This is a genomic window from Streptomyces sp. NPDC002092 (genome assembly GCF_053593775.1).
Genome location: NZ_JBSFDG010000007.1, coordinates 163038 through 184047, shown reverse-complemented (window position 1 = coordinate 184047; position 21010 = coordinate 163038). Strand labels below are relative to the sequence as shown.

General features: G+C 70.9%; 19 protein-coding genes and 1 pseudogene. 13 read left to right on the top strand and 7 right to left on the bottom strand.

Annotated features, from left to right (window positions below):
* The first annotated feature begins 59 nt into the window (after nt 1-59).
* The gene (locus ACWCRD_RS18060; RefSeq protein ID WP_450966797.1) at nt 60-1556 is read left to right on the top strand and encodes an acyl-CoA synthetase; all 1497 of its coding nucleotides are present in this window, start codon (nt 60-62) and stop codon (nt 1554-1556) included.
* On the opposite strand, the gene ACWCRD_RS18055 is transcribed toward ACWCRD_RS18060, so the two are convergent.
* Nucleotides 1553-2257, bottom strand: a complete 705-nt coding sequence (locus ACWCRD_RS18055; protein WP_450966796.1) for a DinB family protein — start codon at nt 2255-2257, stop codon at nt 1553-1555. The two genes, ACWCRD_RS18060 and ACWCRD_RS18055, sit on opposite strands and share 4 nt — an antisense overlap.
* 152 nt (nt 2258-2409) lie before the next feature.
* Between ACWCRD_RS18055 and ACWCRD_RS18050 the strand changes: the two genes are divergently transcribed.
* The gene (locus ACWCRD_RS18050; protein ID WP_450966795.1) at nt 2410-3078 is read left to right on the top strand and encodes a Type 1 glutamine amidotransferase-like domain-containing protein; all 669 of its coding nucleotides are present in this window, start codon (nt 2410-2412) and stop codon (nt 3076-3078) included.
* A gap of 56 nt (nt 3079-3134) precedes the next feature.
* Here ACWCRD_RS18050 and paaK read toward each other — a convergent pair whose 3' ends face one another.
* Nucleotides 3135-4424 (bottom strand): phenylacetate--CoA ligase PaaK, encoded by a 1290-nt coding sequence (gene paaK / locus ACWCRD_RS18045; protein WP_450966794.1) that lies wholly within the window; start codon nt 4422-4424, stop codon nt 3135-3137.
* Between the two features lie 172 nt (nt 4425-4596).
* Between paaK and ACWCRD_RS18040 the strand changes: the two genes are divergently transcribed.
* Nucleotides 4597-5454 (top strand): alpha/beta fold hydrolase, encoded by an 858-nt coding sequence (locus ACWCRD_RS18040; protein WP_450966793.1) that lies wholly within the window; start codon nt 4597-4599, stop codon nt 5452-5454.
* 190 nt (nt 5455-5644) lie between these two features.
* Nucleotides 5645-5815 carry a peptidoglycan-binding domain-containing protein gene (locus ACWCRD_RS18035; RefSeq protein ID WP_450966792.1) on the top strand — a complete coding sequence of 57 codons (171 nt, stop codon included), beginning with the start codon at nt 5645-5647 and terminating at the stop codon, nt 5813-5815.
* A 102-nt stretch (nt 5816-5917) separates the two neighbouring features.
* Here the strand turns inward: ACWCRD_RS18035 and ACWCRD_RS18030 are convergent, their stop codons facing one another.
* The 3 genes from ACWCRD_RS18030 to ACWCRD_RS18020 all read right to left on the bottom strand — a co-directional run bounded on the left by ACWCRD_RS18030 (nt 5918) and on the right by ACWCRD_RS18020 (nt 10247).
* Nucleotides 5918-6379 carry an excalibur calcium-binding domain-containing protein gene (locus ACWCRD_RS18030; protein WP_450966791.1) on the bottom strand — a complete coding sequence of 154 codons (462 nt, stop codon included), beginning with the start codon at nt 6377-6379 and terminating at the stop codon, nt 5918-5920.
* A gap of 127 nt (nt 6380-6506) precedes the next feature.
* On the bottom strand, nt 6507-8462 hold the full coding sequence (locus tag ACWCRD_RS18025; RefSeq protein WP_450966790.1) for a sulfatase: 1956 nt from the start codon (nt 8460-8462) through the stop codon (nt 6507-6509).
* A 174-nt stretch (nt 8463-8636) separates the two neighbouring features.
* Nucleotides 8637-10247: an acyl-CoA synthetase gene (locus ACWCRD_RS18020; RefSeq protein ID WP_450966789.1), complete on the bottom strand. Its 1611-nt coding sequence runs from the start codon at nt 10245-10247 to the stop codon at nt 8637-8639.
* 203 nt (nt 10248-10450) lie between these two features.
* On the opposite strand from ACWCRD_RS18020, the gene ACWCRD_RS18015 reads away from it, so the two are divergent.
* The 7 genes from ACWCRD_RS18015 to ACWCRD_RS17985 all read left to right on the top strand — a co-directional run bounded on the left by ACWCRD_RS18015 (nt 10451) and on the right by ACWCRD_RS17985 (nt 16576).
* Nucleotides 10451-11251 carry a crotonase/enoyl-CoA hydratase family protein gene (locus ACWCRD_RS18015; RefSeq protein ID WP_450966788.1) on the top strand — a complete coding sequence of 267 codons (801 nt, stop codon included), beginning with the start codon at nt 10451-10453 and terminating at the stop codon, nt 11249-11251.
* Between the two features lie 150 nt (nt 11252-11401).
* On the top strand, nt 11402-12343 hold the full coding sequence (locus tag ACWCRD_RS18010) for a Zn-ribbon domain-containing OB-fold protein (RefSeq protein ID WP_450966787.1): 942 nt from the start codon (nt 11402-11404) through the stop codon (nt 12341-12343).
* Nucleotides 12343-13389: a thiolase domain-containing protein gene (locus ACWCRD_RS18005; RefSeq protein ID WP_450966786.1), complete on the top strand. Its 1047-nt coding sequence runs from the start codon at nt 12343-12345 to the stop codon at nt 13387-13389. Before ACWCRD_RS18010 ends, ACWCRD_RS18005 begins: the two co-directional genes overlap by 1 nt.
* Nucleotides 13386-14552, top strand: coding sequence for a thiolase domain-containing protein (locus ACWCRD_RS18000; protein ID WP_450966785.1), 1167 nt, complete (start codon nt 13386-13388; stop codon nt 14550-14552). The genes ACWCRD_RS18005 and ACWCRD_RS18000 overlap by 4 nt, the downstream gene beginning before the upstream one ends.
* 94 nt (nt 14553-14646) lie before the next feature.
* Nucleotides 14647-14889 (top strand): DUF397 domain-containing protein, encoded by a 243-nt coding sequence (locus tag ACWCRD_RS17995; protein WP_115912217.1) that lies wholly within the window; start codon nt 14647-14649, stop codon nt 14887-14889.
* 150 nt (nt 14890-15039) lie between these two features.
* Complete coding sequence (locus tag ACWCRD_RS17990; protein ID WP_450966784.1) at nt 15040-15945, top strand: universal stress protein; 906 nt, start codon at nt 15040-15042, stop codon at nt 15943-15945.
* A 67-nt stretch (nt 15946-16012) separates the two neighbouring features.
* Nucleotides 16013-16576 carry a CGNR zinc finger domain-containing protein gene (locus ACWCRD_RS17985; RefSeq protein WP_450966783.1) on the top strand — a complete coding sequence of 188 codons (564 nt, stop codon included), beginning with the start codon at nt 16013-16015 and terminating at the stop codon, nt 16574-16576.
* A 4-nt stretch (nt 16577-16580) separates the two neighbouring features.
* Here the strand turns inward: ACWCRD_RS17985 and ACWCRD_RS17980 are convergent, their stop codons facing one another.
* Nucleotides 16581-17030 (bottom strand): plastocyanin/azurin family copper-binding protein, encoded by a 450-nt coding sequence (locus ACWCRD_RS17980; protein WP_450966782.1) that lies wholly within the window; start codon nt 17028-17030, stop codon nt 16581-16583.
* Between the two features lie 262 nt (nt 17031-17292).
* On the opposite strand from ACWCRD_RS17980, the gene ACWCRD_RS17975 reads away from it, so the two are divergent.
* A complete protein-coding gene (locus ACWCRD_RS17975; RefSeq protein ID WP_450966781.1) occupies nt 17293-20205 on the top strand; it encodes an ATP-binding protein in 2913 nt (970 codons plus the stop codon).
* Here ACWCRD_RS17975 and ACWCRD_RS17970 read toward each other — a convergent pair.
* Nucleotides 20202-20270: pseudogene (locus ACWCRD_RS17970) on the bottom strand (VOC family protein); the annotation flags it as partial. The gene ACWCRD_RS17975 and the pseudogene ACWCRD_RS17970 overlap by 4 nt on opposite strands.
* Before the next feature lie 237 nt (nt 20271-20507).
* Here ACWCRD_RS17970 and ACWCRD_RS17965 point away from each other — a divergent pair.
* Nucleotides 20508-21005 carry a hypothetical protein gene (locus tag ACWCRD_RS17965; protein WP_344398292.1) on the top strand — a complete coding sequence of 166 codons (498 nt, stop codon included), beginning with the start codon at nt 20508-20510 and terminating at the stop codon, nt 21003-21005.
* The last annotated feature ends 5 nt before the right edge of the window (nt 21006-21010 follow it).

The window sequence follows — 21010 nt, the reverse complement described above, 5'->3', positions numbered from 1 at the left end:
GGCGCGTGAGCCTCCCGGGTGCTTGACCTGCCCCGGCCACGCGCCGAGGATCATCAGTCATGACGCAGGGACACGGCAGCACGGTTGACGGGGTGCTGCGGCGCAGCGCCCGACGCACCCCCGCGCGTATCGCGGTGGAGTACGGCGACCGCAGGTGGACGTACGAGGAACTGGACGAGGCCGTCTCCCGCGCGGCGAGCGTCCTGCTCGATGAGGGACTCGCCCCGGGCGACCGGGTCGGCGCCTACGGCCACAACTCGGACGCCTATCTGATCGGCTTCCTCGCCTGCGCCCGTGCGGACCTGGTCCATGTGCCGGTCAACCAGAACCTGACCGGCGACGACCTGGCCTACATCGTCGAACAGTCCGGCAGTTCGCTGGTCCTCACCGACCCCGGCCTGGCCGGTCGACTCGCCGACCACGTACGGACGTTGCCCCTGCGGGACGCCAATGATTCACTACTGGCCCGCCTGGCGGCGGCCCCCGCCTACGACGGGCCCGAGCCGCGCACCGAGGACCTGGTACAGCTGCTGTACACCTCGGGTACGACGGCCCTGCCCAAGGGCGCGATGATGACGCACCGCGCCCTGGTGCACGAGTACCTGAGCGCGATCACCGCCCTCGACCTCAGCGCCGGCGACCGCCCCGTGCACTCGCTCCCGCTCTACCACTCCGCGCAGATGCACGTGTTCCTGCTGCCCTACCTCGCGGTCGGCGCCACGAACATCATCCTCGACGCGCCCGACGGCGACCGGCTCTTCGACCTCATCGAGAACGGCCGCGCGGACAGCCTGTTCGCTCCGCCCACGGTGTGGATCGGCCTGTCCAACCGTCCCGACTTCACCACCCGCGACCTCGGCGGACTCCGCAAGGCCTACTACGGCGCGTCGATCATGCCGGTGCCCGTCCTGGAACGGTTGCGCGAACGACTTCCCAAGCTCGCCTTCTACAACTGCTTCGGCCAGAGCGAGATCGGCCCCCTGGCCACCGTCCTGGCACCCGACGAGCACAAGGGCCGCATGGACTCCTGCGGCCGCCCCGTCCTGTTCGTCGACGCCCGCGTGGTCGACGAGGACGGCAAGGACGTCCCCGACGGCACACCCGGCGAAATCGTCTACCGCTCCCCGCAGTTGTGCGAGGGCTACTGGGACAAGCCCGAGGAGACCGCCGAAGCCTTCCGCGACGGCTGGTTCCACTCCGGCGACCTCGCGGTGCGCGACGCGCACGGCTACTACACGATCGTCGACCGCGTGAAGGACGTCATCAACTCCGGTGGTGTACTGATCGCTTCACGCCAGGTGGAGGACGCCCTCTACACCCACGAGTCCGTCGCCGAGGTCGCCGTGATCGGCCTGCCCGACGAACAGTGGATCGAGGCGGTCACCGCGGTCGTCGTCCCGCGCGGCGAGGTGACGGAGGACCAGCTGATCGCCCACGCCCGCGAGAAGCTCCCCCACTTCAAGGCCCCGAAGCGGGTGGAGTTCGTCACGGAACTGCCGCGCAACGCCAGCGGAAAGATCCTCAAGAGGGAACTGCGGGACCGCTTCTCCGGCTAGCGCGACCGCCACAGGTCGCGCAGGAGCGCGATCTCGGCCATGTGGTGGATGAACTCGAGGTTGGCGCCCCACAGCACGCTGATGAACGGGTCGTCGGGGTCGGAGCCGTACGGATACTGCGAGAAGCCGACCGTGTCGAGTTGCGCGTCGGTCGTCGCGGCGACGCTGTCCCGCCAGCGGTCGATCAGCGCCCAGAACCGCTCCAGGGCCAGGGCGGCGGAAGGGGTGAAGTCGACCAGCAGCTTCGGCTCCTGCCGCCGCTCACCGAAGGTCCACTCCCACTGGCCCGCGAAGCAGAAGTGCAGGTGCCCCAGCCGCCACGCGATGGTGGGGACCGGCACCTCGTCGGGCTCCGCCGGCCCGGTGTGGGCGAGGACCTCCTGGACCCGTTCGACGCTCACACTCCAGTCCTCGGCGATCTTGGCGACGGACATGCCGGCGGCGGCCTGCCGGGCCACCTCGTCGTACTCGTTCGCCGGGATAGTGGGGGCGCCCTGGTCGAGCACCCACTCGCCGGGCCCGAACGCCCTGGGCGTCTTCGCCTCGCCCCGTCGCCGGATCGACCAGCCGCCGGGCGCGGGTTCCCACAGGTACTCCTCGTCGCCGAGCCCCGTCAGCCGCACCTGAGCCATCTCCCTGGCGCGGTCGAACTGGTCGATGAGCAAGCCCAGACGGTCGGTCCGCGCACCCGGGATCTGCATACCGGCTCCCCTCGTGGTCGCATGGCGTGCCTTCGTCGTGCGGCCGGATCCTAACGACGCGGCTCATGGCGGGCGAGCGATTTACGCTGCGGTCCGGCAGCGCTCCTTCCGGGTTCGTTGCGCGCTCCCGTCAGCCGTGCTTGGCTCGCCCGATGAACCTTCTGCTGACGGCGAGTGGCCTGCGCAACGAGACACTGCGGGATGCGCTGCGGGACATGCTGGGAAAGCCGTTCGGATCGGCGAACATCGTGTACGTGCCCACGGCATCGGTCGCCGAGCCCGGGGACCACGGCTGGTTCGTCGAGGGCATGAACCGGCTGTACGGCCTCGGCTGGCGGGAGTTCGACGTCCTGGAGCTGAACGGCCTGCCCCGCCGGCTGGTGCTCGACCGGCTGCTCCACGCCGACGTCATCTACGTCGAGGGCGGCAGCCACTACCACCTCGCGCGCAGCATCACCGGCAACGGCCTGGCCGACGGCTTCCTTGAGGCGCTGGAGAGCCGCGTCTATGTGGGGGTCAGCGCCGGATCAATGATCTTCACCCGCAATCTCACCGCGCACTCCGCCGACGTCATCGGGGACACCAAGGACCTCCACCTGCTCGGCGCGACGACCGTGGAGCCGCCGTTCGGCCTGTTCGACTGGTATCTCAAGCCCCACCTGTACTCGCCGCATTTCCCCGAGCGGGACGACGCCTGGGCTGATCGCATCACCGCTCGGGCGGACTTTCCGATCTACTTCATCGACGACGAGACGGCCGTCCGCGTCAGGGACAGCAAGGTGGATGTCATCTCCGAAGGCCGGTGGCGGTTCCATCCGTGACGCAACGCGTGGCGGACCCTACGGCGAGCCGCATGACGGGCACCACCAGCGGACCGCTACCGCAGGTCCACGATCCGCCTGATCTTCCCCACCGACCGCTCCAGCGACTCCGGCTCCACGATCTCCACCGCGACCGACACCCCGATACCGTCCTTCACCGCCGTCGCGATCGCCTGCGCGGCAGCCTCCCGCACCTCGGGTCCGGCGTCGGGCCGGGCCTCCGCGCGCACGGTGAGGGCGTCGAGACGGCCCTCGCGGGTCAGGCGCAGCTGGAAGTGCGGCGCGACACCGGGTGTGCGCAGCACGATCTCCTCGATCTGCGTCGGGAAGAGATTCACGCCCCGCAGGATCACCATGTCGTCGCTGCGCCCGGTGACCTTCTCCATCCGCCGGAACACCCGTGCCGTGCCCGGCAGCAGCCGCGTCAGGTCACGCGTGCGGTACCGCACGACCGGCATCGCCTCCTTGGTCAGCGAGGTGAAGACGAGCTCGCCCTCCTCGCCGTCCGGGAGGACCTCACCGGTGACCGGATCGACGACCTCGGGGAAGAAGTGGTCCTCCCAGATGTGCAGCCCGTCCTTGGTCTCCACGCACTCCTGAGCCACCCCCGGGCCGATCACCTCGGACAGCCCGTATATGTCCACCGCGTCGATCGCGAACCGCTCCTCGATCTCCCGCCGCATCTCCTCGGTCCACGGCTCGGCCCCGAAGATCCCGACGCGCAGGGAGGTGCCGCGCGGATCGACGCCCTGGCGCTCGAACTCGTCGAGGAGCGTGAGCATGTACGACGGCGTCACCATGATGATCTGCGGTTGCAGGTCCTGGATCAGCTGGACCTGGCGGGCCGTCATACCGCCGGAGGCGGGGATGACCGTACAGCCGAGCCGTTCCGCCCCGTAGTGCGCGCCGAGGCCGCCGGTGAACAGGCCGTAGCCGTACGCCACATGCACCTTGTCGCCGGGCCGGCCACCCGCCGCCCGGATCGAGCGAGCCACCATGTCGGCCCACAGGGAGAGGTCGCCGTCCGTGTAGCCGACGACCGTGGGGCGCCCGGTGGTGCCGCTGGAGGCGTGGATCCGGCGGATGCGGTCCCGTGGCACGGCGAACATGCCGTACGGATAGTTCTCGCGCAGGTCCGCTTTCGTGGTGAACGGGAAACGGGCCAGGTCGGCCAGGGACCGGCAGTCGTCCGGGTGGACGCCGGCCTTGTCGAAGGACTCCCGGTAGAAGGGGACGTGCTCGTACGCGTGCCGCAGCGAGGCCCGCAGCCGCTCCAGCTGCAGCGCCCGCAGCGCACCGGCGTCGAGCCGTTCCCCCGAATCCAGCAGCTCCGTCGCATCCACCATGGGGACGTCTCCTTCGCCAACCACATCAATACGGGCGACCGATCATTCGGTCGAGCTGTTCGGGATCAGTAATTCAGGCCACGTCGGGGCAGGCAAGAGGGCGGCCCGCACTTTCTGCCGCACCCCCACAACTGCGTTGCGCCACCGTGCCGTGAAACAGGAAGATCGGCGCATGCCGATCTTCACCGCAGCCGACGGGACCCAGCTCGCCTACCACCTCCGGGGCGAGGGCGAGCCGCTCGTCGTCCTGCCGGGAGGCCCCATGCAGGCCTCCTCCTACCTCGGAGACCTGGGCGGGCTCGCGAACCAACGCCGGCTGGTCCTGCTCGACCTGCGCGGCACAGGCGACTCAGCGGTCCCGGAGAATCCGGCCACCTACCGGTGCGACCATCTCGTGGACGACGTGGAGGCGCTCCGCGCCCACCTGGGCCTGGAGCGGATGGACCTGCTCGCCCATTCGGCCGGTGGCAGTCTGGCGATGCTGTACGCCGCCCGGCACCCGGAGCGTGTGGCGCGGCTGGTCCTGGTCACCTGCACCCCCTGGGCACTGGGAAAGCAGCCCAGCGCCGAGGACCGGCTGGCCGCGGCACGGCTGAGGAGCGGCGAGCCGTGGTTCGAGGACGTGTTCCCGGCATTCGAGGAGTGGGTGGCGGGCAAGGCCGACTTCGACCCGGCGTTCGCGCCCTTCTTCTACGGCCGCTGGGACGAGGCGGCGGCGGAGCACGATGCCCGCGTCGAGTTCAACGACGAGGCCGCCGACGTCTACGGCTCCGACGGCGTCTACGACCCGCCGGCGACCACCGCCGCACTCGCCCGAGTGGCCGCACCGGTCCTCGTCCTCGCCGGCGAGCTCGACGGCGGCCCCCGCCCCGAGCTGGCGCGCACGACGGCCGACGTGTTTCCGAACGCCGAATTCACCGTCCAGCCAGGTGCGGGGCACTATCCGTGGGTGGACGACCCCCAGTGGTTCGCACGCCGGGTCGCCGCATTCTTGGACCGGGACGAGGCCTTGTTGTCGCCGGCCGAGTAGGCGATCGGCCCCCAGGAGCGGCGCTCGAGTTGCGGGATGCACCGGCGGACGTGACATTTGAGGCGGAGTGAAGAGTGCGAGGGGCCCTGTTCTCCCCCGAGAGGACAGGGCCCCACGCACGTCCGCTTCGCTCAGCGGTACGAGCTGCAGGTGAGACTTCTGCCGGAAGAGCCGTAGGCGTCGGCCGGGCGTGGTGGAGGCGCAGTGCCTGCTGCGACGGCGCGGGTGGTTCGACAGCGGGCGGCTCGACGGGGTGTACGGCGAGAAGACCGGGCGTGCCGCGCGTGCCTTGCAGGAACGGTACGGGCTTGCGCCGGACGGCATCGTCGGTCCCGGCACCTGGAAGAAGCTGCGCACATGAGCCAGGAGACGGAGCAACCGGCCGGGAGCACGCGTGTGCCTGGTGTCGGCCGATGACCGGCCCCCGTGCTTCACCGGCAGGTGAGCAGCGTGGCGGCCGGGGTCACGGCTTGCGCGGCCCGGCTGCGGCAGCGCTTCGACGCTGCCGCAGCACGACATGACCGCCGATCAGACTCAGCGCGAGGAGGGTGAGTCCGGCCCCGCCCGCCACCTCGTAGCCGGCCGGCCCCGTGCCGCCGCCGACGCCCGCGTTCACCCCTCGCTGCGGAACCGGCGTGGAGGTTGCCGGCGCCGGGGTGAGCGTGGCGGGGGTGACTGCGGTGGAGGTGACCGTGGGCGAGGGTGAGGGCCTGTGCGGCAGGTCCTCGCAGGCGATGCCGTCGTGGTCCGCGTCCAGGCGGAACGGATCGCTCGGATTGGCGTTGAGTACCGCCTGCGCCTGTTCCTGGAACGCGAAGTCGCGGCAGTCCACGTCGGTCTGTGCATGGGCCACGACGGCCGTCGGACCGGTGGTCACGAGGAGAGCCAGTGCTGCTGTGCTCAGCACGCGCGTCGCTATGTGCATGTGGGGTCCCCTTCAGGGCCGGTGATCCGCTCACCGTCACTGCGACCCTAGGGACGGCACTCCGCCCCCGCGCGTCGTGCTGAGCCGTCCGAAGGACCCCCTGCCGAGCCGTCGTCGGTCGGCCGGCTCACCCGCCCTGCGGCCCGTATGCCGTCATGAAGCGGTCCCGGAACTTGTTCATGGTCCACTCCGGGGCGTTGTCCGCGGGCTTGATCCCGTCGGTCCAGCCCCAGTTCGAGACGCGGTCCAGGACCTTCGGGTCTCGGGCGACGATGGTGACCGGTACATCCCGGTTGGCGGTGCCCCCGGTGACCGTCGGGACGGGCTGATGGTCGCCGAGGAAGACGAGGACGGTCTTGTCGTCGCCGTAGCGCTGCATCCACTCGGTCAGGCTGTCCAGGGAGTACTGGATGGCCTTGCGGTACTCGGTGCGCACGCGCTGGGCGCTCTTCCAGACCTCCGTGGGGTTCGTGCCCTCCTTCTTGATCTTGTAGAAGACCTTCCCGTCCCCGAGGTCCTTCCAGTCGATCATGTGGGCGATGGGCGACCAGGGGTTGTGACTGGAGGCCAGGATGATCTCCGCCATGATCGGGTCGCGGTTCTTCTTGCCGTGCTCCAGTTTCTGGAAGGCCTCCAGGCTGAACTGGTCCGGCACCGGCGTCCAGCTGAAGTACGGGCCCTGGTAGCCGAGGTGCGTGGAGTCGTAGATGTGGTCCAGGCCGAAGTACTTGCCCTCGGGCCACGTCTTGCGGACGCCCGGCACGATGCCGACTGTGCGCCAGGCGCCGGTCTTCTGGAAGTAGCTGGTGAGGGTGGCGCGGTTACTGGTGGTCAGGGTCCGGTACCGCTGCTGGTTCTTGATCCACAGCCCGGACAGGAACGTCGAGTGGGCGAGCCAGCTGCCGGCGCCCGTCACCGGTGACCTGAGCCAGCCGCTGCGTGCCGCGAAACCGGCTGCCTTGAGCCGGGCGTCGCCCGCCTTGAGCGTCGCGTCGACCTCCGGTCCCATCGTCGGGTCGTCGATCGCCACCCGTCCGTAGCTCTCGATGAAGGTGAACATGACGTCCTTGCCGCGCAGCCCGGTGAGCAGCTGGCCGGCCGGGGTCTTCGCGTAGGCGTCGACCGCCATCTGCTTCTTGAAGACGTCGGCGTCACCGAGGCCGTCGCGGACGTACTGCACACGGTTGGCGAGGTACTGGGCGTAGCCATTGGTGGCGAGCGTGACACCACCGAACTGCACGCCCAGGGTGAAGCAGAGGATCCACACGACGCCGAGGACCAGCGTGGAGCGTACGGCAACGGGCCGGTGCCGGGCCAGCACGTCGGCCAGCCGCACCATGGCCAGCGCGCTCAAGGCGAGCACGGCGATGACCAGGACGATCACCCCGACCACCGCGAGCACCTCACCCGAGCGCCCGAACGAGTCCTTCACCCAGTCCGCGCCGTCACTCAGCAGCACCCAGTCGAAGACCAGGTCGAACGGCCGGGCCAGGGTCTGACGGAACCCCATGTCGAGGCACTTCAGAACGCCGGACAGCCCGACGAACACCCCCAGGAGCACGGCCGTGATCCGCCGCCCCTTCGACGGCAGCACGAGCAGGACGGCCGCGAGGAAGACCGCCTCGACGGGGAGACGGAAGAAGGACTGGACAGTGATCCAGTCGAGGCGGTTGGGCACGAGGAGCACGACGAACACCAGCACAGCGGCCAGGACGGTCGTGCCCACGTGTACGCCAACCGCCGTGCGGGGGTAGCGGCGGCGCCAGCCGAACCAGCCCGGGCGGGTGGGGGAGGCGGCGGCGCCCGTCGGGTCGGGCTCGTCGGAGGTCGTGGACGTGGAGGCGTCCGCTTCCTCGTCGGTGGAACCTTCGCTGCTCGAAGCCCCGTCCGGGACGACGGCCTCGGCCGGCTCCTTCTCGTCCTTCGCGCCGCCGCCGGTCTCCTCCGCCGGAGAGTTTCCGGCCGGCTCGTCCGCCTCCTTCGTCGCCGCCACGGGAGCGGTCGAGGCCTCCTCGGCTCTGGTCGTGTCCGGTGCGTCCGCGTCCGTCTCCGGCAGTTGACGAGGGGGCGTGAGGTGCGACACCCGTGGGTCCTTCCGTGCGAAACCGCTGCTGGCACGGCGGACCGGGCCCGCAGGGCCGAGCCGCCAACCTCGCGTACGGCCCTACGCCACCCTCCGTTCAAACACCCGGGTCAACCGCGCGCAAAGAGTACGCCCGCCGCCCCGGACGGCCCACCGCCGGCCCCGGCCTTCCGCCTAGCGGTCCGCCGCGACCGCCACCTCCCGGGCCCACCGGTAGTCGGCCTTGCCGCTGGGCGACCGCCGTATCGCCTCGGTGATCACCAACTGCCGCGGAACCTTGTAACCGGCGAGATGGGTACGGCAGTAGGACTGTACGTCCTGAAGCGAAGGCCGTGGCGCGCCCTCGCGCAGTTGCACCACCGCCGCCACGTGACTGCCCCACTTCGCGTCCGGCACCCCGGCCACCAGCGCGTCGTACACGTCGGGATGGGACTTCAGGGCCTGCTCGACCTCCTCCGGGTACACCTTCTCGCCTCCGGTGTTGATGCACTGCGAGCCACGGCCGAGGACCGTGACCACGCCCTGCTCGTCCACCGTCCCCATGTCGCCGAGCAGCACCCACCGCTCGCCGTCCTTCTCGAAGAAGGTCTCGGCGGTTTTCTTCGGGTCGTTGTAGTAGCCGAGCGGGACGTGGCCGCATTGTGCGACCCGGCCCACCTCGCCCGCGGCGACCGGCTCGTGGGTGGCCGGATCGACCACTTGCGTACGGGAGTTGACGCGGATACGGAAGGACTGCCCGGCCCCGGAATCGGCCGTCGCCGTGCCGTTGAAACCGGACTCGGACGAACCGTAGTTGTTCAGCAGCATCGCGTTCGGCAGCAGCTCCTGGAACTGTCGGCGTACCGTCTCGGAGAGCACCGCGCCGGACGAGGACACGCTGAAGACGGACGAGCAGTCCGTGCCCTTCATGGGTCCGGCCAGGGCGTCGACCAGCGGCCGCAGCATCGCGTCGCCGACCAGCGAGATGCTGGTGACCTTCTCCTTCTCGATCGTCCGCAGCACCTCCTCGGGCACGAACTTGCGGTGGATCACGACCCGTTGCCCGAAGTTGAAGCCGATGAACGAGGTGAGGGTGGAGGTACCGTGCATCAGCGGGGGAGTGGGGAAGAAGGTGATTCCGGAGCCGCCGGCCGCGACCCGCTCGGCGAGCTCCTGAGGCTTCCTGACCGGCTCACCGGTCGGCGCGCCCCCGCCCAGACCGGAGAAGAACAGATCCTCCTGACGCCACATCACGCCCTTGGGCATCCCGGTGGTGCCGCCGGTGTAGATGATGAACTGGTCGTCCCCCGAGCGCGCCGGGAAGCCGCGCTCCGGCGACCCGCCCGCCTCGGCCTCGGCGAACGACACGGCAGCGATCCCGTCCTGCGTGCCGCCCACCCGCACCAGATGCCGCAGCTTCGGACACTGCGGCAGCGCCGCCGCCACCCGCTCGTCGAACTCCGCGTCGAAGACCAACGCCACCAGATCGGCGTCCCGGTAGAGATACACCAACTCATCTTCTACGTAGCGGTAGTTGACGTTGACCGGGACGATCCGCGCCTTCAGACACCCGAACACCGTCTGCAGATACTCGATGCCGTTGTAGAGGTGCAGCCCGAGGTGTTCGCCGGGGCGGATCCCGGCGTCGATCAGATGGTGGCCGATACGGTTCGCCGCCGCGTCCAGCTCCTCGTACGTCAGGCGCCGCTCCGCGCCCGTGCCCGGGTGGTCGACATAGACCAGGGCCTCGCGCTCCGGCACCACGTCGACGACCGACTCGAACAGGTCGGCAAGGTTGTACTCCACCGCTCCTCCTGACCCCGGCAGCCATGACGCGGAACAGCCATGACGAAGAAAGGCGCATCCGTCGGTTCGCCGGTCATCAGAGCAAAGGGGGCGACAACTGTGAAGGGTCCGCGCGAAGAAATCTGACTGTCTGTCAGAAAACTCTTGAAGTGGCTCCCCGCCTACTGCAACCTGTTCTCGTTCTTTGAGAGGGGAGATGGGTGATGGGTGGGACCGAACACCTCACCGTGCAGCGCGAAGGCGCCACACTGGTGCTCACGCTCAACCGGCCGGACGCCAAGAACGCGCTCTCGCTGTCCATGCTGGTCGGTCTGTACGACGGCTGGGTCGAGGCCGACGAGGACGACGCCGTCCGCTCGGTCGTGCTGACCGGCGCGGGTGGCGCGTTCTGCGCCGGCATGGACCTCAAGGCCCTGGCCGGCCAGGGCATGGAGGGAGAGCAGTACCGGGACCGCCTCAAGGCCGATCCGGACCTGCACTGGAAGGCGATGCTGCGCCATCACCGCCCCCGCAAACCGGTGATCGCCGCCGTCGAGGGCTACTGCGTCGCGGGCGGCACCGAGATCCTCCAGGGCACCGACATCCGCGTCGCGGGGGAGTCGGCGACGTTCGGGCTCTTCGAGGTCAAACGGGGGCTGTTCCCGATCGGCGGCTCGACGGTGCGCCTGCAGCGGCAGATCCCGCGCACCCACGCCCTGGAGATGCTGCTCACGGGGCGCCCCTACACCGCACGGGAGGCCGCCGACATCGGCCTGGTCGGCCATGTCGTGCCCGACGGCACTGCTGTTGCCAAGGCCCTGGAGATCGCCGAACAGATCAACGCCTGCGGTCCGCTCGCCGTGGAGGCGGTCAAGGCGTCCGTCTACGAGACCGCCGAGATGACGGAGACGGACGGGCTTGCCTCCGAACTCAAGCGGGGGTGGCCGGTCTTCGACACGGCCGATGCCAAGGAGGGTGCCCGCGCCTTCGCCGAGAAGCGGCCGCCTGTTTATAGGCGCGCGTAGTTATTTCGCTGGAGGTGCGTCGGTAACTGCGGGCCGTCGGTGGCTGGTCGCGCAGTTCCCCGCGCCCCTGGGGTAGCTGGACTCGCCGTGCCTGCTCAGCCACCGCCCGGCCGGCTCACGCCCGCCGGTCCCGAAGGAGGCATGCTCCCGATGCCCGAAGTCCTCAAGGCTCCCCTAGCCGTCGAATTCCCCTTCACCCGCTCCCTCGGGCCTGTGCAAAGTGCCTTTCTGACCGGTCTGCGAGAGCGCGTCGTCCTCGGGGTGAAGACCGTCGACGGGCGCACTCTCGTCCCGCCCGTCGAGTACGACCCCGTCACCGCCGAGGAGATCCGCGACCTGGTCGAGGTCGCCCCCACCGGCACGGTCACCACCTGGGCCTGGAACCACGAACCCCGCCGCGGACAGCCCCTCGACACCCCCTTCGCCTGGGTCCTGGTCCGCCTCGACGGAGCCGACACCGCCCTGCTGCACGCCCTCGACGTCCCCGGGGCGGACGCCGTACGCACCGGCATGCGTGTACGCATCCGCTGGGCCGAAGCACGCGAAGGTGCCATCACCGACATCGCCTGTTTCGAGCCGTACGACGGCGGACCCGCCCGAACCACCGGGCACACCGGCGAGTTCGAGGACGCGATCACCGGCATCGTCGCCCCCGCCCGCCTCGACTACACCTACTCGCCGGGCCGCGCCCAGACCGCCTACATCAATGCCCTCTCCCAACGGCGGACCGTGGGCGAACGCTGCCCCTCCTGCCGCAAGGTGTACGTGCCGCCCAGGGGTGCCTGCCCCACCTGCGGCGTCGCCACCTCGGAGCAGGTCGAGGTGGGGCCGCGCGGCACGGTCACCACCTTCTGCATCGTCAACATCAAGGCGAAGAACCTGGACATCGAAGTCCCGTACGTCTACGCCCACATAGCCCTCGACGGCGCCGGCCTCGCGCTGCACGGCCGTATCGGCGGCATCCCCTACGACCAGGTGCGCATGGGGCTGCGCGTGGAGCCGGTGTGGACCGAAGGGGCCCGCTACCCCGACCACTACCGGCCCACCGGCGAACCCGACGCGGAGTACGAGACGTACAAGGAGCTGCTGTGATGCGTGACATAGCACTGGTGGCCTTCGCCCAGACCGACCACCGGCGCACCAGCGAGGAGCTCTCCGAGGTGGAGATGCTCATGCCGGTGCTGCACGAGGTCCTCGACCAGACGGGTCTGAAGACCGCCGACATCGGCTTCACCTGCTCCGGCTCCAGCGACTACCTGGCCGGGCGCGCGTTCTCCTTCACCCTCGCCCTCGACGGCGTCGGCGCCTGGCCGCCGATCTCCGAGTCGCACGTGGAGATGGACGGCGCCTGGGCCCTGTACGAGGCATGGACGAAACTCCTCACCGGGGACGCCGACACCGCGCTCGTGTACTCGTACGGCAAGTCCTCGCCCGGCTCCGTACGCGACGTCCTGACCCGGCAGCTCGACCCGTACTACGTGGCACCCCTGTGGCCCGACTCCGTCGCTCTGGCAGCTCTTCAGGCGCAGGCCCTCATCGACGCGGGCGACACCGACGAGCCCGCGCTCGCGGCCGTCGCCGCCCGCAGCCGTGCGGACGCCGCCGCCAACTCCCATGCCCAGCTGCGGGGTTCGGTGCCGCAAGGGGACTACCTCGTACGGCCCCTGCGAACCGGCGACTGCCCGCCGATCGGCGACGGCGCGGTCGCCGTGATCCTCGCGGCGGGGGAGCGGGCCCGGGAACTGTGCGAACGGCCCGCCTGGATCCGCGGCATCGACCACCGCATCGAGGCGCACGGCCTCGGTGTCCGCGACCTGACCGACTCACCCTCCACCCGCCTGGCCGCCGAGAAGGCCGGCGCCTTCGAACGGCCCGTCGACACCGCCGAGTTGCACGCGCCTTTCACCTCGCAGGAGGTCGTGCTGCGCAAGGCACTGCGGCTGGGTGACGACGTGCGGGTCAACCCGTCCGGCGGGGCCCTCGCCGCCAACCCGATCATGGCCGCCGGGCTGATCCGCATCGGCGAGGCCGCCGCCGGCATCCACCGGGGCGAGTCCGACCGGGCGCTCGCCCACGCCACCTCCGGGCCCTGTCTGCAACAGAACCTGGTCGCCGTACTCGAAGGGGATCCGCGATGAGCAAGGAGCCCGTGGCCGTCGTAGGAGTCGGCCAGACCAAGCATGTGGCGGCGAGGCGGGACGTGTCGATCGCCGGGCTGGTCCGGGAGGCCGCCCAACGTGCCCTCGAAGACGCCGAGTTGACCTGGGCCGACATCGACGCCGTGGTCATCGGCAAGGCGCCCGACTTCTTCGAGGGCGTGATGATGCCCGAGCTGTACCTCGCCGACGCGCTCGGCGCGGTGGGCAAACCGATGCTGCGGGTGCACACCGCCGGATCCGTCGGCGGCTCGACCGCGCTCGTCGCCGCCAGTCTGGTCGCGGCGCGCGTCCACGGCACCGTGCTGACGCTGGCCTTCGAGAAGCAGTCCGAGTCCAACGCCATGTGGGGCCTGTCCCTGCCGATCCCCTTCCAGCAGCCGCTGCTCGCCGGGGCCGGCGGTTTCTTCGCCCCGCATGTGCGCGCGTACATGCGACGCACCGGCGCGCCCGACACGGTCGGCTCCCTGGTGGCCTACAAGGACCGGCGCAACGCCCTGAAGAACCCCTACGCCCACCTGCACGAGCACGACATCACCCTGGAGAAGGTCCAGGCCTCGCCCATGCTGTGGGACCCGATCCGCTACTCCGAGACGTGCCCGTCCTCCGACGGCGCGTGCGCCATGGTGCTGACGGACCGGACCGGTGCGGCCCGCGCGCCCCGGCCGGCCGCGTGGATGCTGGGCGGCGCCATGCGCAGTGAGCCCACTCTCTTCGCCGGCAAGGACGCCGTGTCGCCGCAGGCCGGCAAGGACTGCGCCGCCGACGTGTACCGGCAGGCCGGGATCGCCGATCCGCGCCGCGACATCGACGCCGTCGAGATGTATGTGCCGTTCTCCTGGTACGAGCCCATGTGGCTGGAGAACCTCGGCTTCGCCGACGAGGGCGAGGGCTGGAAACTCACCGAAGCCGGGGTGACCGAGCTGGACGGGGACCTGCCCGTCAACATGTCGGGCGGCGTCCTGTCGACCAATCCCATCGGCGCCTCCGGCATGATCCGCTTTGCCGAGGCGGCGCTCCAGGTGCGCGGACAGGCCGGAGAACACCAGGTGGAAGGGGCCCGGAGGGTCCTCGGGCACGCCTACGGGGGCGGATCGCAGTTCTTCTCGATGTGGCTCGTGGGGAGCGAACCGCCGGAGTCGTAAAAGGACTCCGGAAAGGTCCCCCTCACGTGGCCTGTCGGCATCAGAAACCGATCGCTAGGCTGGCCGCGGACGACGAATCGGGAGGAGCACGGACGTGGCCGAGAGCACCATCCAGCAGCACCCGCTTGCGGGCTGGGACAAACCTGAGCTGGACCTGAGCAACGCCGATTGGCACTCGAGCAGCCGTGGCCGGGGGGATGTCCAGATCGCTTTTGTCGAGGGATTCATCGCGATGCGCAACAGCGGCCGCCCGGAAAGCCCTTCCCTGATCTTCACGCCCGCGGAATGGGGCGCGTTTGTGTCGGGGGCGCGGGAAGGAGAGTTCGACCTGACCTGACCCGGCGGCCGTACGGCTGAGCCGACGGGCCGATCCGGGGGTGTTCCACCCGTCTTTGCGGACACGCGACCTTGAGCGCCCTTCCCGGGCGGACGCCTGAGCGAGGCTGGCCCAGGGAAGGGAAGGCCGTCTCCCGGAGATGAGGAACCCATGAGCAGCACCCTGCCGGTCATCGCGGCGGTCGACGGTTCGGACGACAGCGTGCGCGCCCTGGACTGGGCCCTCGACGACGCCCGTCGGCGCGCGGTGCCGCTGCGGGTGGTCCATGTGCGGCAGTACGCCCCCTGGGTGCAGCCCGACGTCCTTGCCGCCGGGCCGCCGGAGCCGGGCGACGACCCGGTGCTCGGCCAGGTCCGCACGTATCTGCAGGGGCGGACCGACCTGCCGGCCGTGGAGTACCACGGCCTTGAGGGGGTGCCGGGCGCCCTCCTGCCGGAACTCGGCGCCGGCGCCCAGCTGTTGGTGCTCGGCTCCCGCGGGCGCGGCGGCTTCGCCAGTCTGCTGCTCGGCTCCAACGGCATGGCCGCCGCCCGCGACGCCGAGTGCCCCGTCGTGGTGGTGCCACGGCCCGGCCGTGAGGTGCACGGCGACGTACCGGTCGAGCCCGGCCCGCGCGTGGTCGTCGGCCTGCAGGTGGACAGCCCCGACGAGGCGACCCTGGCGTTCGCCTTCACCGAGGCCGGGCTGCGCGGCGCCCGCCTTCATGTGGTCGCCGCCTATATGTGGCCCGTGCAGACCTGGGCCACCCCCGGCGAACTCGCCCCGCCGATGGTCGACCAGCACGCCATCGAGAACCAGACCTGGACCCTCGCCGAGGGCTTCCTCGCCCCGCACCGCTCAAGACACCCCGACGTCCCCGTCGACACCTACGCGATGCCGGGTGACGCGGCAGGCCAGCTGGTCGCGGCCTCCAAGGACGCCAGGCTGGTCGTCGTGGGCCGCCACCGCCGCCGTCTGCTGGCCCCCGCCCGCATGATGGGCTCGGTCGCCCAGGCGGTCCTGCTCCACGCGGCGGCCCCGGTGGCGGTGGTACCGCCGGTCATGGGGGAGGAGTGAGGCTGACGCCGGGCTGGTCCCGCGGTGGGACTCGGCCGCCGGCGGCGGGCGCGGTGCAGGTACGTGAGTGCTTGTCGCCCAGTTCCCCGACGGACACGGCGGCGTCGCCGACGACCTGGCGGACCCCGCGGAGCTCACCACCTGGGTCCGCGCCCACCCCGAGATCCTGCCGGACGCCGCTGCCCATGCCGCCGACCGAGCCGGCCTCACCGCCGTACGCGACCTGCGGGCGGCCGTCCGCGCCCTCTTCGCCCACGCCGTACGCCCCGCGGAACCCAGCCGTGCCGACGCGGCCCGTCTGCTGCCCGTCCCCGAAGCCGTCGCACGCCTCAACGCCGCGGCCGCCCGCACCCCGACCGTCCCCGTGCTGCACTGGCCCGAGGGCGCCGAACCCGCCGTCCACACAAGGGCGGCCGACGGCGCGCACGACCTCACCGCGACCCTCGCCCGGGCCGCGATCGCCTTCCTCACCGGCCCCGACCGGCAGCGGCTGCGCGCCTGCCACGCGCCGCGCTGCGTGCGTTACTTCCTCAAGGAGCACCCGCGCCAGGAGTGGTGCAGGCCCTCCTGGGGAAACCGTGCACGCGTCGCCCGCCACCACGACCGGCACAAGACCCATCAGGGGGCGTGAGAGCTCAGCCGACCTGGATGTTCTTGTTCATCCCGAGCTGCTTGTGACCCGGGATCGGGCAGTACAGGTCGTACTTGCCCTTCTTGAAGGTCACCGTCAGGTTCGCCTCCTGGCCGCTCTGGATGTTCTTGGTCTTGGCGTCCTCCACGCCCGGGCCGTCGATGGACAGGGCGTGCGTGATCTTGCCCTTGTTGTCGGCGACAAAGGTGTAGGTGCCCGGTGTGAACGAGGACCGGGACAGTTTCAGCCCGTACTCGGTCTCGGTGACCGTCACCTGGGTCCCCGAGGCCTTGCTCGCGCCGGAGGGGGCGCCGGAGGAGGTACCGGAGGAAGCCGAGCCACCTCCCCCGCCCCCGCTGGAGCAGGCGGCCAGAACGAGAGCGGCGGCGAAGGCCGACGCCGTGACCCCGAGTGCCGTACGCGTCGTACGGGCCCTGCGTGCCGTGAGTGCCATGTGGCTCATCCCCTTCCAGGTCTGCCCGCATCCGTCGGGCTTGTCCGCGTCTGTCACGGGAGACCCTCTATGGGGGATACGCACGGAGATGCTCCGGTGTTCAGGGCAGACTCCATCGCGGGGAATCAGTCCCTGAAGCGGTTCGGTCAGAAATCCACAGACAGGGTCGCGCTACCCCCGCGAGGCGTACGCTGAGGTGCCTGTAGGTCACGGAGCGCGCCCGCTCCCGGCGCGGGCGCACCACCGTGGCAGGGGGTACGCCATGGGGCAGCGCAGCGTGCGGAGCAGCCGCACCATTTTCGAACGCGAGAGTGAACTCGCCGCAGTGGACGAGGCGTTGGGAGAACTCACCGGGCTGCGCAGGGACGGCGCCGAACCGTCCGACCGCCCCCGCGGCGCGCTCCTCGCCTTCGCCGGGCGCGCCGGCATCGGCAAGACCACCCTCCTCGCCGAGGTCCGCCGGCGCGCCGCCGTCCGCGGCTGCACCGTGCTGTCTGCCCGCGGCGGCGACCAGGAACAGCGCGTCGCCTTCCATGTCGCCCGCCAGCTGCTGCAGCCCCAACTGGCCGGGGCCGCCGAGACCGAACTGCGGGCCTCGGTGGGCGGTTGGTACGACATCGTCGGCCCCGCCCTCGGCCTGTGCGCCCCGACCGACGGCGCCCCACCCGACCAGCAGGGCCTGCGCGACGGCCTCGACTGGGTGCTCACCCATCTCGCCGTGCTGCGTGCCCCGATGGTCCTGGTCCTCGACGACGCCCACTGGGCCGACTCCGAATCCCTGCGCTGGCTCGCCGCGTTCGCGCCCCGCGCCGAACAGCTCCCGCTGCTGGTCGTCGTCGCCTACCGGCCCGACGAACTCCCCGACCACGCCGAGTCGTTCAAGGGACTGCCGGGGCGCGCGGGCGGCCGCCCCCTCGACCTGGAACCGCTGAGCGCAACCGCCGTCGCGCGCCTCGTACGGGAGACGCTCGGTGCGCACGCCGACGACGCGTTCTGCCGTGAGTGCTGGGCCGTCACCGCCGGCAACCCGTTCGAGACGGTCGAGCTCGTCGCCAAGGTGCGCGACCGCGGCCTCAACCCGACCGAGACCGGCGCCCATCTGCTGCGCGACCTCGCCGCCGCCGTCAAGGGCAGCGGCCTCGTCGCCCGCCTCGAACGCCTGGGCACCTCCACCGTGCGCTTCGCCTGGGCCTGCGCCGTCCTCGGCACCGAGATCCATCCGCTGCTCGCCGCCGCCGTCGCGGGACTCGGCCACGAGGAGGCCGCCGACGCCGCCGACGCCCTGCGCGGCGCCCGCATCCTCACCGGCGCCGAGACCCTCGAGTTCGTCCACCCCCTGATCGCCACCGCCGTCTACCGGGCCATCCCGCCCGGCGTCCGCGTCGCCCTGCACGGCCAGGCCGCCTGGTGCGTGATCAACGAAGGACAAGGGCCCTCCGCCGCCGCCCGCCACCTTCTGGAGACCCACCCCGACGGCGACAACTGGGTCGTCCAGCAACTGCGCGCCGCAGCCGAGGAGACCCTCCGGGCCGGCGCTCCGGACGCCGCCCGCAGCTACCTCGCCCGTGCCCTGCGCGAACCCCCGCCCTACGAGGACCGCGCCGCCGTCCTGTACGAACTGGGCTCCGCCTCCCTGCTCACGGAACCCGCCACCACCGTCAACCATCTGCGCGCCGCCCTGGAAGAACCCATCGCCGACGCCCAGCTGCGCCAGCACATCGTCTACCGGCTCTCCCAGGTCCTCGCCCACAGCGACCGCCTCGCCGAGGCCTCCGACACCCTCGCCCGCGAGATCCGCGTCACCGACGACGCCCGCGTCAAGCTGCGCATGACCGCCGAACAGTTCATGTGGGACGCCTTCCGCGCCGACGAACCCGACCACCCCTCCCGCTCCCGCCGCCTGACCAGACTCGCCGACCGCCTCAGCGGCCGCGACCTCACCGAGCGCTACATCATCGGCCTGCGCACCTGGGACGCGGTCCTGCGCGGCGAACCCGCCCGTGTCGCCCTCCACCACGCCGAACGCGCCCTGGCCGGCGGCCTCGGCTGGGCCGAGCCCGACCGCGGCTTCGAGGTGCCCGTCCTGGTCGCGCTCGCCTTCATGTACGCCGACCGGCCCGGGCGGACGGAAGAGCTGTTCGCGGCCGGCATCGCCGACTTCGAACGCCAGGGCTGGCGCGGCGCCCACCTCTCCTTCGCCTACACGCTCCTGGCCTACGTCCGCTACCGCCGCGGCCGGCTCTCCGAGGCCCAGGACTTCGTCATGGCGGGACTCCGGCTCGCCGAGCGCGTCGGCCCCGGCACCCCCGCCCACTGGTACGCCGTGGGCATCCTCATCGAGGTCCTCCTCGCCCGCGGCCGCATCACCGAGGCCGCGCAGATCGCCGAGGACTACTCCTTCGCGGCGCCCTTCCCGGCCGCCGTCGTCTTTCCCGACGCCCAGACCGTGCACGGCGAACTCCTGCTCGCGCGCGGCCTCACCAAGGAAGCCGCCGAGGAGCTGGCCGCCGCCGGCCGCCGCCTGGAGCCGCGCGGCATGCGCAACCCCGCCTGGTGTCCCTGGCAGCTCCACCTCGCCCGCGCAGAGAGCCATGACACCCCCGAACGTGCCGTCGCCACCGCCCTCGAAGCGCTCGCCCGCGCCCGCCAGTTCGGCACCCCGTCCGCCATCGGCCAGGCCCTGCGCACGGCCGCCGAGGTCTCCTCCGGCTCGGCCCGCATCAAATACCTGGAGGAGTCCGTCGCCCACCTGGAGCGCTCCCCGGCCGCCTACGAACTCGCCTGCGCACTCGTAGCCCTGGGCACCGAACTCCGCCGCACCGGCCGCCCCCGCGAAGCCGCCGAACACCTCTACCGAGGCCTCGACGCCGCCGTACAGTGCAGCGCCGACGGCCTCGCCGGAACAGCCCGGGACGAACTGGCCGCAGCAGGCCTCCGCCCCCGTCGTCTCCACAGCACCGAAAAGGACACCCTGACCTCCCGGGAACGCACGGTTGCGACCCTGGCCGCCGAGGGCCGCACCGAGGCGGAGATCGCCGCGCAACTGCACCTGGACATGTCAACGGTGGTCCGCCTCCTCTCCGCCGTCTACCGCAAGATGGGCACAGAGATCACGGGCTTGGGCGCAGCGCTGGGCCCCGGACGGCCACTGCCAGGGGTAACGCCTCAGGGCTAGTCCTGCGGCGCCAAGGTGCGCAGAACGTCGAACTCATTGCCCTCGGGGTCAGCCATGACCACCCAGTCATGCTTCCCCCAGACAGCGCGAAGGGGGCTCAGCGTTGTTCGCCCGCCCCTCAGAACAGAGATCTTATTGACCGCGGACTTCGAGAGGGCTTGATCTGGAGGAACCGCCCCGGGGTGCGGGGCCGTATCGATAGCCGGCACCGCCGCGTGGGCGCGATCAACCCGCACAACCCGCACTCGAACGACGACCGCCCCCGCCCCACCAACCGGCAGGGTCCACGTACCATTGGCGGCATGTCGTTCCTCCGCCGCCGCAGCGCCACCCCCGCCGGGCCCGACTTCGACGTCCTGGCCATGGACCCGGGCGACTGGCCCGGCAATCTGGGCGCCGGCCTGCTGCCCGCCCCCGACGGCACCTGTCAGGGCGTCTTCCTGCGCTACGACCTGTTCGGCGGCCGCGGCCCCGCGATGATCATCGGCAATCTGCCCGAGGGCTCCCCGGCCCGCGAGACCGCCGAGGACGAGATCCCCTTCGAGGTGGCCCAGCTGCTGCTCGCGCTGGAGAACGAGGAGGAGGTGAGCGTCGTCGGCGTCGAGGACATGCCGGTCATGCAGGGCGACAACCTTCTGATCGTGCGCCGCCTCAAGCTCTCCGAGACCCGCATCTCCTGCGTGCAGTTCGACCGCAGTGACAACGTCCTGGTGACCATCGCCGCCTGGGACCGCCCCATCACCGACGACCTGTACGCCCTGCTGAAGCCGCTCCCGGCGGAGCTGTTCCAGCAGGGCTGACACCG

Excerpts from the sequence above, each read along its gene's own strand:
- ACWCRD_RS18060 (WP_450966797.1), top strand. The coding sequence starts at position 60 with ATGACGCAGGGACACGGCAGCACGGTTGACGGGGTGCTGCGGCGCAGC.
- ACWCRD_RS18055 (WP_450966796.1), bottom strand. The coding sequence starts at position 2,257 with ATGCAGATCCCGGGTGCGCGGACCGACCGTCTGGGCTTGCTCATCGAC.
- ACWCRD_RS18050 (WP_450966795.1), top strand. The coding sequence starts at position 2,410 with ATGAACCTTCTGCTGACGGCGAGTGGCCTGCGCAACGAGACACTGCGG.
- paaK (WP_450966794.1), bottom strand. The coding sequence starts at position 4,424 with ATGGTGGATGCGACGGAGCTGCTGGATTCGGGGGAACGGCTCGACGCC.
- ACWCRD_RS18040 (WP_450966793.1), top strand. The coding sequence starts at position 4,597 with ATGCCGATCTTCACCGCAGCCGACGGGACCCAGCTCGCCTACCACCTC.
- ACWCRD_RS18030 (WP_450966791.1), bottom strand. The coding sequence starts at position 6,379 with ATGCACATAGCGACGCGCGTGCTGAGCACAGCAGCACTGGCTCTCCTC.
- ACWCRD_RS18015 (WP_450966788.1), top strand. The coding sequence starts at position 10,451 with ATGGGTGGGACCGAACACCTCACCGTGCAGCGCGAAGGCGCCACACTG.
- ACWCRD_RS18010 (WP_450966787.1), top strand. The coding sequence starts at position 11,402 with ATGCCCGAAGTCCTCAAGGCTCCCCTAGCCGTCGAATTCCCCTTCACC.
- ACWCRD_RS18005 (WP_450966786.1), top strand. The coding sequence starts at position 12,343 with ATGCGTGACATAGCACTGGTGGCCTTCGCCCAGACCGACCACCGGCGC.
- ACWCRD_RS18000 (WP_450966785.1), top strand. The coding sequence starts at position 13,386 with ATGAGCAAGGAGCCCGTGGCCGTCGTAGGAGTCGGCCAGACCAAGCAT.
- ACWCRD_RS17990 (WP_450966784.1), top strand. The coding sequence starts at position 15,040 with ATGAGCAGCACCCTGCCGGTCATCGCGGCGGTCGACGGTTCGGACGAC.
- ACWCRD_RS17980 (WP_450966782.1), bottom strand. The coding sequence starts at position 17,030 with ATGGCACTCACGGCACGCAGGGCCCGTACGACGCGTACGGCACTCGGG.
- ACWCRD_RS17975 (WP_450966781.1), top strand. The coding sequence starts at position 17,293 with ATGGGGCAGCGCAGCGTGCGGAGCAGCCGCACCATTTTCGAACGCGAG.
- ACWCRD_RS17965 (WP_344398292.1), top strand. The coding sequence starts at position 20,508 with ATGTCGTTCCTCCGCCGCCGCAGCGCCACCCCCGCCGGGCCCGACTTC.